The 11891-nt window shown below is 59.9% G+C and carries 11 protein-coding genes and 1 pseudogene; 7 read left to right on the top strand and 5 right to left on the bottom strand.

Annotated elements, in window-relative coordinates:
* The 4 genes from mnmG to hemJ form a co-directional block, all read right to left on the bottom strand.
* Positions 1-1211: tRNA uridine-5-carboxymethylaminomethyl(34) synthesis enzyme MnmG (gene mnmG, locus VJV58_RS05715; protein ID WP_324136366.1), on the bottom strand; the 1211-nt coding region annotated here is incomplete at its 3' end.
* A 309-nt stretch (positions 1212-1520) separates the two neighbouring features.
* Positions 1521-2873, bottom strand: a complete 1353-nt coding sequence (mnmE, locus tag VJV58_RS05710; protein ID WP_324136365.1) for a tRNA uridine-5-carboxymethylaminomethyl(34) synthesis GTPase MnmE — start codon at positions 2871-2873, stop codon at positions 1521-1523.
* A gap of 193 nt (positions 2874-3066) precedes the next feature.
* The gene (gene rho / locus VJV58_RS05705) at positions 3067-4332 is read right to left on the bottom strand and encodes a transcription termination factor Rho (protein WP_324136364.1); all 1266 of its coding nucleotides are present in this window, start codon (positions 4330-4332) and stop codon (positions 3067-3069) included.
* 258 nt (positions 4333-4590) lie between these two features.
* Positions 4591-5013, bottom strand: coding sequence for a protoporphyrinogen oxidase HemJ (gene hemJ / locus VJV58_RS05700; protein ID WP_324136363.1), 423 nt, complete (start codon positions 5011-5013; stop codon positions 4591-4593).
* 474 nt (positions 5014-5487) lie between these two features.
* On the opposite strand from hemJ, the gene VJV58_RS05695 reads away from it, so the two are divergent.
* From VJV58_RS05695 to dnaQ, 4 genes are read left to right on the top strand one after another with little or no spacing between them, the layout of a single operon-like run.
* Positions 5488-6327 carry a pyruvate, water dikinase regulatory protein gene (locus VJV58_RS05695; RefSeq protein WP_324136362.1) on the top strand — a complete coding sequence of 280 codons (840 nt, stop codon included), beginning with the start codon at positions 5488-5490 and terminating at the stop codon, positions 6325-6327.
* Positions 6324-6932, top strand: coding sequence for a Maf family protein (locus tag VJV58_RS05690; protein ID WP_324136361.1), 609 nt, complete (start codon positions 6324-6326; stop codon positions 6930-6932). The genes VJV58_RS05695 and VJV58_RS05690 overlap by 4 nt, the downstream gene beginning before the upstream one ends.
* A 25-nt stretch (positions 6933-6957) precedes the next feature.
* Positions 6958-7557: a dephospho-CoA kinase gene (gene coaE / locus VJV58_RS05685; RefSeq protein WP_324136360.1), complete on the top strand. Its 600-nt coding sequence runs from the start codon at positions 6958-6960 to the stop codon at positions 7555-7557.
* 21 nt (positions 7558-7578) lie between these two features.
* On the top strand, positions 7579-8277 hold the full coding sequence (dnaQ, locus tag VJV58_RS05680) for a DNA polymerase III subunit epsilon (RefSeq protein ID WP_324136359.1): 699 nt from the start codon (positions 7579-7581) through the stop codon (positions 8275-8277).
* On the opposite strand, the gene secB is transcribed toward dnaQ, so the two are convergent.
* Entirely contained in the window at positions 8274-8762 is a 489-nt protein-coding gene (secB, locus tag VJV58_RS05675; protein WP_324136358.1) for a protein-export chaperone SecB, read from the bottom strand. The two genes, dnaQ and secB, sit on opposite strands and share 4 nt — an antisense overlap.
* 481 nt (positions 8763-9243) lie before the next feature.
* On the opposite strand from secB, the gene VJV58_RS05670 reads away from it, so the two are divergent.
* The 3 genes and pseudogenes from VJV58_RS05670 to VJV58_RS05660 all read left to right on the top strand — a co-directional run.
* The gene (locus VJV58_RS05670; RefSeq protein WP_324136357.1) at positions 9244-9948 is read left to right on the top strand and encodes a Tim44/TimA family putative adaptor protein; all 705 of its coding nucleotides are present in this window, start codon (positions 9244-9246) and stop codon (positions 9946-9948) included.
* Positions 9926-11557: a murein transglycosylase A gene (locus tag VJV58_RS05665; protein WP_324136356.1), complete on the top strand. Its 1632-nt coding sequence runs from the start codon at positions 9926-9928 to the stop codon at positions 11555-11557. Before VJV58_RS05670 ends, VJV58_RS05665 begins: the two co-directional genes overlap by 23 nt.
* Positions 11554-11891: pseudogene (locus VJV58_RS05660) on the top strand (DNA mismatch repair protein MutS); the annotation flags it as partial. The gene VJV58_RS05665 and the pseudogene VJV58_RS05660, both read left to right, overlap by 4 nt.

Raw genomic sequence — 11891 nt, 5'->3', positions numbered from 1 at the left:
TCGAACACGATTGGCTCGGCCGTGCCCGCGGTTCGCGCGGCGTTCAGCCCGGCGACGGCGCCTTGGGCTGCAGCTTCTTCGTAACCTGTGGTGCCGTTGATTTGACCGGCCAGGAAAAGTCCCGGCAGCCGTTTGGCCTGCAGGGTTGGATCGAGCTCCCGGGGATCGACGTGGTCGTATTCGATCGCATATCCCGGCCGAACCATCCGCGCACGCTCCAGTCCGGGAATAGAAGCCAGGATTTGAAGCTGGACCTCCTCCGGCAGCGAGGTCGAGATGCCGTTTGGATAGACCGTCGAGTCGTCCAGCCCTTCCGGTTCGAGGAAGATCTGGTGCCCGTCGCGGTCGCCGAAGCGAACGATTTTATCCTCGATCGAGGGACAATAGCGCGGCCCCGTGCTCTTGATCTGGCCCGAATACATCGGCGAGCGATGCACGTTGGCGCGGATTAGATCGTGGGTTGCGGGCATCGTGCGCGTGATCCCGCAGTGGATCTGTGCGGTGGTGATGCAATCGGTCATCACCGAAAACGGCTCCGGCGGGTCGTCGCCTGGCTGCATTTCGACGGCCGACCAATCGATCGTGGTGCCGTCGATTCGTGGTGGCGTCCCCGTCTTCAGCCGTCCAAGCCTGAACCCGGCCTGCTCAAAGGACCTGGAAAGCCCCAGTGCGGGAGCCTCGTCGACCCGGCCTGCCGGCCAGTTCTTCTCGCCGAGATGGATCAGCCCACGCAGAAAAGTGCCTGTCGTAATCACGACAGCGCCGGCGGAAAATTCCAACCCTCCGGCTAGGCGAATCCCAACGACGCGTCCGTCTGAAACGATGAGGTCGTCCGCTTCGCCTTCAATCACCGACAGATTGGCGGTCTGCCGGATCGCGGCCTGCATCGCCGCGGCATAAAGCTTGCGGTCCGCCTGTGCGCGCGGACCCCGCACTGCGGGGCCTTTCCTTCGGTTGAGCATTCGGAACTGAATGCCCGCCGCGTCAGCCACGCGGCCCATCAGACCATCCAGCGCATCGATCTCGCGAACCAGATGCCCCTTGCCCAGCCCTCCGATCGCCGGATTGCACGACATCGTGCCGACGGTCGAAAACCGATGAGTTACGAGCGCGGTCCCGGCGCCCATCCGCGCCGACGCGCTCGCAGCTTCGCAACCGGCATGGCCGCCGCCGATCACGATCACATCGAACGAGTGGGGGTGGGCAATCATGCCGGACTATTATCGCGGCCGGGTACAAGTCGGAAGCGGTAAGTTCGATGTTTGGTGTCGGAAGCGCCAGGTCTCTGGTGGGGTCACGGTGTTTCACGTGAAACAGCCGCCACTGCTGCTTTCGGGTGAACGCGACCCGTCCGTGCGGTGGCCAGCGAGACTCGATATCCTTGCCCAGGGGATTGACGCCAGTGAACGCCGCTTTCTTATCTCACCCCTATTTGTGCTTGTGGGGACGGTGGCGCGAAGCGTCGGTGCCGACACTAGCCTTCGTGAACTGGGTGGCGCGATGAAATGAATGAACAACTATTACTTACCAACACAAAATTGGCGGAAAATCATATCAAGCACGTCTTCAACGTCGACCCGTCCAAGCAGTCGTCCGAGCGAGTAGGTGGCTGCGCGCAACTCCTCGGCGGCCAATTCCTCGCCCTGCCCGATTGCCTCCAGGCTCCGGCGCAGTGACGCCGCCACCTCCGCCAATAACAGCCTGTGCCGCTCCCGGGTAATTAGCGCTCCCTCCGCGGAGCCAAGATAATCCTGCGCCAACCCGATCAGCGCAGTCACGAGTTCGGCCACCCCGTCGCCGCGGCTGGCTGAAATCCCGAACTCCGGCTCACGCTCGCTGGTTCGAGGACCAGCGCCCGCCCCCGCAGCCCCCGAAACCTCCTCCGCAAGATCGATCTTGTTGCGTACCCTCCATGTAAGCGCACCGCGCTCGGCTGGCGATGTGCCGTGCTCCGGATCGCTCAACCACAACACCAGATCAGCTTCCGCCGCTCGCGCCCTCGCCCGCCGCACACCTTCCTGCTCGACCGGATCGTTGGCGTCGCGAATGCCAGCCGTATCGATCACCGTGACCGGATAGCCATCCAGATCGAGCTGCACCTCGATGATGTCCCGCGTGGTGCCCGCGTGAGGCGAGACGATCGCAACCTCACGCCGCGCCAGCTGATTGATCAGCGTCGACTTGCCGACGTTCGGAGGGCCTGCGATCGCGACCACCAGCCCGTCGCGCAGACGTTCACTCCGCCCCTGCGCCGCTAGCAGTTCCTCAATTTCACTCAACAGCACTTTCACTTTCGCCAGCGCCGGCTTCACCAGTTCCGCGGAAACGTCGCCCTCATCTGAAAAATCGATGCCGGCTTCGATCAACGCCGACGCCTCGATGATCTGGTTGCGCCAGTCGCGCGCTTTGTCTCCAAGCAATCCTCGCAATTGACGTAGAGCCTGGCGGCGCTGGCGGTCGGTATCGGCGTGAATCAAATCGTCGAGCGCTTCGGCTTCGGTGAGATCGAGTTTGCCGTTCTCGAAAGCGCGTCGGGTGAATTCGCCAGCCTCAGCCGGGCGCACATCCAGGACAGCGGAGAACGCGGCGAACAAACTCGCCAGCACTGCCCGTCCGCCATGGACATGAAATTCCGCGACGTCCTCGCCGGTCGCGCTTGCCGGCGCGGGAAACCAGAGGATCAGCGCGTCGTCGATCGGCTGCTGGCTGGCGTCCCGCAACAGAGCGCGCGTGGCCGTCCGAGCCGCAGGCACCCTGCCCGCAAGCGAGCGCAGCAAGGGTCCGGCTTGCGATCCGGACACCCGCACAACGGAAATAGCGCTGGGCGGCCGCCCCGACGAGACGGCAAAGATGGTCTGCTCGCGCGGATGCATTGCTTATTTGCCTGCGAGCCCATCGAAAAAGCAATGCGACTTCGATTGAGCCAGGTCAGATTTGAGGGATCTAGCTTCTTCTTCTGACGTGTTTTTTTCACGCGAACCGGCGTCCACTTCGCTCGAAAAACGCTCTAACGGCACAAAAAAGGGGCGTCCGAACCGACGCCCCATTTTCAGTGCACGACACCTGTCAGGTGTTCATGGATTCAAAGAATTCGGAATTGTTCTTGGTGTTGCGCAGCTTGTCGAGCAGGAAGTCGATCGCATCCATGGTGCCCATCGGATTGAGAATCCGGCGCAGCACGTACATTTTCTTCAATACCTGGGGATCGGTGATCAGTTCTTCCTTGCGTGTACCGGAGCGTGAAATATCGATCGCCGGGAAGGTCCGCTTGTCCGAAACCTTGCGATCCAGAATCAATTCCGAGTTGCCGGTGCCTTTGAACTCTTCGAAGATCACTTCATCCATTCGGCTGCCGGTATCGACCAGCGCGGTCGCGATGATGGTGAGCGAACCGCCCTCCTCGATGTTGCGCGCGGCGCCGAAGAAACGCTTCGGCCGTTGCAACGCGTTGGCATCGACGCCGCCAGTCAGCACTTTGCCTGATGACGGCACAACGGTGTTGTAAGCGCGTCCGAGCCGCGTGATTGAATCCAGCAAGATCACCACGTCGCGGCCGTGCTCGACCAGCCGCTTGGCCTTCTCGATCACCATCTCGGCGACCTGAACGTGACGCACAGCAGGCTCATCGAAGGTCGAGGAGACTACCTCACCCTTCACCGAGCGCTGCATGTCGGTGACTTCTTCGGGGCGTTCGTCGATCAACAGCACAATCAGGTAGCACTCGGGATGATTGGCCGTTATCGAGTGCGCGATATTCTGCATCAGCACGGTTTTACCGGTGCGTGGAGGCGCCACGATGAGCGCGCGCTGACCCTTGCCGATCGGAGCGACGATGTCGATAACCCTCGCGGAAAGGTCTTTTCTGGTGGGGTCCTCAAGCTCGAGCCGGAAGCGCTGATCGGGAAATAGCGGCGTCAAGTTATCGAAATTGACCTTGTGCTTGGATTTTTCCGGGTCTTCGAAATTCAGTGTATTGACCTTCAGCAGCGCGAAATACCGCTCGCCTTCCTTGGGGCTGCGGATGTGCCCTTCAATCGTATCGCCGGTCCGCAACCCGAATCGGCGGATCTGCGAAGGCGAGACGTAGATGTCATCAGGGCCGGGCAGGTAATTGGCATCTGGTGAGCGCAAAAATCCGAACCCGTCGGACAGCACTTCGACCACGCCCTCGCCGATGATGTCGGTCTCCTGGATCGCGAGCTGCTTGAGAATAGCGAACATCAGCTCCTGCTTGCGCATGGTGCTGGCGTTTTCGACCCCCTTTTCTTCCGCGAACGAGACAAGCTCGGCGGGCGTCTGGGCTTTGAGGTCTTGAAGTTTCATTTCCCGCATTGGGATGGTCCTGTGGAGTAACCTGAGAAGAATTGGGAGCTGGCTTCTGCAAAAAAGCGGACGCGATATCAGGAAGGTCCGCAGGTCTGAGCAAGGAAAGCGCCGGAGAGGCCTCAAACCTGATGCGGCGGCCGGTTCAACAAAGAAACCGGAACGCGACCACATCCGCCTGGGTGGGGTGGGATTTCATCAATATAGAAAATCACCCGCCATTCCGCAAGCGGGCGCGCGGCCCGAAGTGCCTTACATCCGTCCTCCTCAGAACGGCTTTACGACCACGAGGATGACGATCCCGATCATCAGGATTGTGGGCACCTCATTGATAATACGGTAGAATCTTTGAGGCCTGCTATTTCGGTCTGCCGCGAAATCATTAACCCATCGGGAAAAAAAGCCGTGGACGCCGGAGAGCAGGAGCACGAGTAGCAGTTTTGCCTGTAACCAACCGGCTGAAAAAAAATGGCCGGCCCAGGCGAGATAGAGCCCCGCGAACCAGGTCACGATCATTGCCGGATTGATGATCGCCTTCAACAAGCGTCGTTCCATGATCTTGAAGGTTTCGGACTGCTTCGATCCGACTTCGGCCTCGCAATGATAGACGAACAATCGCGGCAGATAGAGCATGCCGGCCATCCACGCGATGATGGCGATCACATGCAGCGCCTTGATCCATTCGTACATCGCGAAAAACTCTCCGACTCGCAATCAGCATGCATTGATCCAGAGAATGCCGGAACGTTTATACCGCGACAGCGTTACCAAGCTTGGATGCCGATCTGAAGCGCAGACATATCCGCAAGCAAGTCTTTTCTAAACTAATAATTTTAGAATCTTAGGTTTGAGTCTAAGTAGCCGTGAATTGGGCCAACACAAAATTGTCCGGCCGTTTCTCATCACTTGTTCACATCCTTCAACATATTTTGCTGCTCACCCGCTGACCGCAAAATGTGACTAGCAGCAAATGCTTGCGCTGACTTAAAGTCAGCTTATGAAGAGACAAGTCCACACTATCCCACTATCATTGGCGGCGGTGCCTGGAGTTGTCCGCAGTAGGAGGGCTGTGAAGAAAAACCCGGGTTGTCCCTGATCCTTGAATCCGTGTTCGATTCGATCGGGTAAGCTCCACAAGCATTCACAGTCTATACAGGGGTTCAGGTGCCTACCTCCGGCAACTATTTCCATCTTCACCTCGTCTCCGATTCGACAGGCGAAACGTTGATCACGGTAGCGCGCGCGGTGGCCGCGCAGTACGCCAACGTCACGCCGGTCGAGCACGTTTATCCCTTGGTCCGCAGTCAGAAGCAGCTTGATCGCGTATTGGACGAAATTGAGGAAGCGCCGGGGATCGTGCTCTTTACGCTGCTGGAGAAGGATCTGGTTGGCAGGCTCGAAGCCAAATGCCAGGAGATCAACATACCCAGCCTCTCGATTATCGGCCCCGTGATGCAATTGTTTCAGGCCTATCTTGGTGCCGCGACCACCGGGCGCATCGGCGCGCAGCACACACTCAACGCGGAATATTTCAAGCGCATCGACGCGTTGAATTACACGATGATCCATGATGACGGCCAGCACGTCGAAGGACTGGAGGATGCCGATGTGGTCCTCGTCGGCGTATCGCGCACCTCGAAGACGCCGACGTCGATTTATCTCGCCAACCGCGGCATCCGCACCGCGAACGTTCCGTTGGTGCCGGGCATCGCCGTGCCACATCAATTGGAAACTCTAAAAAAGCCGCTGGTGGTCAGCCTGCATGCAACGCCGGAACGGCTGATCCAGGTCCGGCAAAATCGCCTGTTGAGTATGGGGGCCGGTCCCGGCAATGACGATTACATCGATCGACAGGCCGTCGCGGATGAGGTGGCGTTCGCGCGACGATTGAGTGCCAAGTTTGAGTGGGCTCAGCTCGATGTAACGCGGCGATCGATCGAGGAGACAGCGGCTGCCGTGCTAAAGCTGTTTACGGACCGACAACGCCAACGGCTTTCGGAATGACGGTCTGGCGCGGGCAATTGCCTTTGATCCTGGCCTCGCAAAGCCGCTCACGCCAAATGCTGCTTGCGAACGCGGCGATCGATTTCGAAGCTGTTCCTGCCGAGATCGATGAGCGCGCCGTGCAGCAGGAGTCAGGGCTCACATCCCCTAGTGACATCGCCGCGCTTTTGGCGCGCGAGAAAGCGCGCATCGTATCGATAGATAAGCCCGGCCAGTTTGTCGTTGGGGCGGACCAGACCCTTTCGCTTGGCACAAAGCTTTTTTCCAAGCCGGCCGGCCGGGTCCAGGCCGCGGAGCAATTGAGCGCCCTCGCTGGGCGGACTCACCAGCTGCACTCCGCCGTTGCCGTTGCGCGCGAAGGCAAGATATTGTTCGAAGCCGTGAGCGTCGCCGAAATGACCATGCGCCAGCTAATTCAGTCCCAGATTGAGGTCTATCTCGATGAGGCTGGCGAGACGGTCACATCGAGTGTCGGCGCTTATCAGCTCGAACGGCTGGGCGTCCATCTGTTCGAGCGCATCGAAGGCGATCACTTCACCATTCTCGGTCTGCCGCTGCTACCGCTGTTTGAATTTCTGCGCAGCGAGCGGCTGCTCGCGATTTGACCCCGACCAGAACGGCGATCGCTAAATGATCATTCTTGGGTTGACCGGCTCGATTGGGATGGGAAAATCAACCACCGCAAAATTGTTCGCGGAAGCCGGCGTTCCCGTTTATGACGCGGACGCTGCCGTTCACAGACTATACGAAGGCGAGGCGGCGGCTGCGATCGAAGCGGCGTTCCCGGGCACGACCGTTCAAGGCAAGGTCGATCGCGCGCGGTTGTCGAGCCGGGTGGTGCACGATCCGGCGGCGATGAAGCGGCTGGAAGGAATTGTTCATCCGATGCTCGGCGCGTCGCGTCAAAGATTTCTCGATGAAGCTGAGCGTTCGGGCGCGCGGCTCGCGGTGGTTGATGTGCCTTTGCTTTACGAGACGGGCGGGGAGAAGCGCGTCGACGCGGTGGTGGTGGTCACGACCTCACCTGAAATTCAACGCGAGCGCATCCTGGGAAGGGAGAACATGAGCAACGAAAAGCTCGATGCCATTCTGGCGCGGCAGTTGCCTGATTCCGAAAAACGCGCCCGCGCAGATTTCATAGTGGATACGTCACATGGCCTCGACCCGGTCCGCGCACGAATCCGGGACATTCTGGATCAGGCTGTTAGAATGCCGCAACGCCGATCCTGATTCGTATTTGGCAAGTTGTTCATGCGCGAAATTGTCCTCGATACCGAAACCACGGGCCTCGATCCATTGCGCGGCGATCGGCTGGTTGAAATCGGCTGCATCGAGATTTTGAACCGCATGCCGACCGGGCAGTCGTTTCACCGCCACATTAATCCCGAGCGCGAGGTTCCGGCCGAAGCTTTCGCAGTCCATGGCCTTTCCAGCGAATTTCTCGCAGACAAGCCTCTGTTCGCTCATGTGGTGGACGAGTTTCTCGAATTTATTGGCGACGCACCGCTGGTGATTCATAACGCGTCGTTCGACATCAGCTTTATCAATGCCGAACTCGATCGAATGAAGAGGCCGCCGATTGCGCGCGAGCGGCTCGTCGACACCCTGCTGCTGGCGCGGCGCAAGCATCCCGGCGTTTCGAATCGTCTTGACGATCTCTGCTCGCGTTATGCGATCGATAATTCCCGCCGCACCAAGCACGGCGCGTTGCTTGACGCGGAGCTTCTGGCGGAGGTCTATGTCGATCTGATCGGAGCGCGACAGTCACAACTGATCCTGGCCGCCGAAGTCCGGGATGTGCGCGCCGGCGGGTATGGCGACATGCCGCGGCGCCAGCGTGAGGTACCGCTCGCAGCGCGGATTACCGATGAGGATCGCATGGCCCATCGCGCCTTTGTCGCCACGCTCGGCGACAGGCCGATCTGGCGGGATTTTCTGGAGGCAGCTTAGCTTGGCTTGCCCTGCGTGGCCTGGGCAGCAGCCTGACGCTCCAGATTTTGGCGATACAGACCCACGAAATCGACGGGGTCCAGCATCAACGGCGGGAAGCCGCCGTCCCGCACCGAGGTCGCGATGATTTCACGGGCGAACGGGAACAACAGCCGCGGGCATTCGATCATCACGAGGGGATGCAAGTTTTCTTTTGGGACGTTCACGATTCGAAATACCCCCGCATAGGCAAGGTCGAAGCTGAACATCACCTTGCCGGCGGTTTCAGCTTTCCCCTCGACGGACAGCGTCACTTCGTACTCGTTTTCGGCAATATTGTTGGCGTTGACGTTGATCTGGATGTTGATCGCCGGCTGCTGCGACTGCGGCGCCAGCGAGCTGGGAGCGTTCGGATTTTCGAACGACAGGTCCTTGGTATATTGCGCGAGCACATTAAGCTGCGGAGGAGGCCCCGCTTCCGGAGGCGAGCCATTACCATTGGTCATCGAAGTCTCTCCTGGAGCGTTTGAAGTGAGCGGCGGACGTTCTTGGTCTTTAGAATGCGCGCGAGCCGCCAAAATGGTGGTCGGGGCGAGTGGCTATCATAGCCCCGCCTCACTCCACAAGCAGGACAATCCGATGCGGCACGCCGGATCGCAGCGGCAACAATGGGCGCTGGCGGGAATTGGACCTCCTCGGCAACAAACCCACACTCTAAATTGCTGAATATGCGTGATTTCCGCGCACGATCGGGGTTTCCCCCCGCAGTGAAAACGCGCTACAATTTGGCCTGTGGCAAACGGGCGAGAGCGCCACCGGATCGGCCTATTTCCACCGGCTTGGGTTTTCATGCCGGATCACACCATTGGCCACGGCAGGTTTCGTGCCTACATGCTGCTTGACCCATCCATGATGTAACTCGCCGTCCCCAGGGGGAACGCTCTACCGTCGGACCCGTTGCCGGCGCAGACCAGAAAGCAAAGCGACGTGGATATTTACACCATCATTTTCCTGGCGTTGGCGGTCTTCATCTTCCTGCGTTTGCGTAATGTCCTTGGACAGCGAACCGGAAACGAGCGGCCGCCCTACGATCGCGCGGCGCGCAACGTGGTGCACGGGACCCAGGACAACAATGTCGTCCCCATTCCTGGTACGGTGATCGATCAAGCGCCGCTGGCGCCCACCGCTGATATAGCGGCGCCGAGCGACCGTTGGAAAGGCATCGCCGAGCCTGGCACGGCGCTGGCTCAAGGACTGGACGCAATTGCCGCGCAGGATTCGTCATTTGACCCGCGGCACTTTCTCAGCGGCGCGCGTAGCGCCTATGAGATGATTGTGCTTGCGTTCGCCAATGGCGACCGTCGCGCATTGAAGGATCTGTTATCGTCGGACGTCTACGACAGCTTCGAAGCCGTGATCAGGGATCGCGAGAAGCACGAGCAGAAGACCGAAACGCGCTTCGTCTCCATCGATAAGGCCGAGCTCGTCGGCGCAGAAGGCCGCGACAAGTTCGCGCAGCTGACGGTTCGCTTTGTGTCGCAGATGATATCGGTTACGCGCGACAAGGCCGGTACGATCGTCGAGGGCAATCCGGATAAGGTCACCGATATCACCGATGTTTGGACATTCGCTCGCGATACGACGTCACGCGATCCGAATTGGAAGCTGGTTGGCACGGGAAGCGCTCACTAAAGCAGGTGGTCGCCTACGGCTCGCCGCCGCCTTTTGTGTTGTGGCCGTTACCCTGTCGCTGGTTTCTTTTGTCGCGATTAACGCCAGCGCAAAGCATCCTGTCGGTGCAGGGCAAACGCCGGCCGCGCCTCGCCACCTGCCGTACCCTGAAGTCAAATGGCCGCTTCAGTTCAGCGGCGCCCAGTATGCTCCGGTCGCCTGGCACGATGTAGAGGGCTGGACCGAGGATGATCATCTGCAGGCCTACAAAGCCTTCCGAATAAGCTGCAAGCAGATCTCAACGCAACGAACCGCGGCGATCGGTCTCCAGCCGCTTGGCACCTCGTTGCGCGAACCCTGCGAGGCGGCGACCGCGGCGAGGATTGTCGATGATGCCAAGGCCAAGACTTTTTTCGAACAACATTTCAGGCCGTTGCGGATCTCACGGCTCGGGGAAGACGAAGGTTTTGTCACCGGCTACTATGAGCCGGTGATCGAGGGCTCCCGGATCCAGACCGAAACCTACACCGTGCCCGTCTATCGCCGTCCATCCAATCTGTTCGTCCGCGGGTTCAAACAGGACGCCGCCGGGTTACCGAACAAGGGGCAGGTGTTTCGGAAGATCGGCCGCCGCAAGCTCGTTCCCTACTACGATCGCGCCCAAATCGAGGATGGTGCGATCGCCGGCCGGGGACTCGAAATTTGCTGGCTGAAAAATCAGACGGATTTACTGTTCGCGCAAATTCAGGGCTCCGCCCGGGTCAAGCTCGAGGACGGTTCTACCATCCGAATCAACTATGATGCGCACAACGGTTACCCCTATACGGCGGTGGGCCGCATCCTGATCGATCGCGGCATCATCCCGAAAGAGCAGATGTCAATGCAGAAAATCAGGGAATGGATGGAGCAAAACCCTGACGGGGCCAACGAATTGCGCCGGCAGAACCGCTCCTACGTCTTCTTTCGCGAGGTGCAGCTATCCGAAAAGGACGAGCCGCTCGGGGCACAAGGTGTCCCACTCACTCCTGGTCGGTCGATTGCGGTGGACAAGGCGCTGCACGTCTACGGCACGCCATTTTTTATTGCGGGTGAGTTGCCGATCGAATCGGAGCTATCAAAGACGTCGTTTCGCCGCCTGATGATCGCCCAGGACACGGGATCCGCAATTGTCGGTCCGGCGCGCGCTGATCTGTATTTCGGCGCTGGCGCGGACGCAGGAAAGGTGTCCGGCCGCCTGCGGCACAACATGCATTTCCTGATGCTGGTGCCCAAGAGCCTCGATCCGGCGGCACGAGCCCGCAGGATGCCGCTGCCCGATGCAAGGCCGTCGGAAGCCATCGCAAAATTGTTGGATCAGGAAAAAGCAGAGAAGGAAAAAGCAGAGAAGGAGAAGTTGACGCCGGCTGATGCGACGACGGCGCCCGGTCCAGCTGATTCAGCGAACACCGCCAAGCCTGCAAACGACGGCACGTCGAAGCCGGTGGAAGCCGCGGCACCCGTAGCGCAGGCTTCGGCAACGCAAACAGCTGCGGCGGAGCCTGTGCCGCTTCCCGAGCCACGCCCGAATATCACAGCCGGCGGGGACGCGCGCCGTTCCCGCCACCACCATCCTCATCGTCTCCGGCGATGAAAGGTCCACCGACGCGGATTCCCGCAACACCGGCGCCTCCGCGCCGCAAGCGCGGCTTGAGCGAGGAAGAGCGCACCTTGTGGGAGAGCGTTGCCAAACAGACCAGGCCGCTGCGGAACAAGCCACGCTTGAAACCGCAGGACATCGCGACAACGTTGGACCCGTCCTCGACTCCAAAACCCGCGCCGTCATCGCCGCAGATTACTTCCGGCCAGCGATCCAGCATACCAGGCCCGCCGCCGCTCGCGCCGTTGCCCCGCCGCGAACGTTCGCAATTATCGCGAGGGAAAAAACAAATCGACGCTCGGCTCGATCTGCACGGCATGACGCAAAC

The sequence above is a fragment of the Bradyrhizobium sp. genome, from assembly GCF_035273305.1.
Lineage (GTDB): Bacteria > Pseudomonadota > Alphaproteobacteria > Rhizobiales > Xanthobacteraceae > Bradyrhizobium.
Note: the sequence above shows the minus strand (reverse complement) of the source record. Positions and strands in the feature narration are given on the sequence as shown.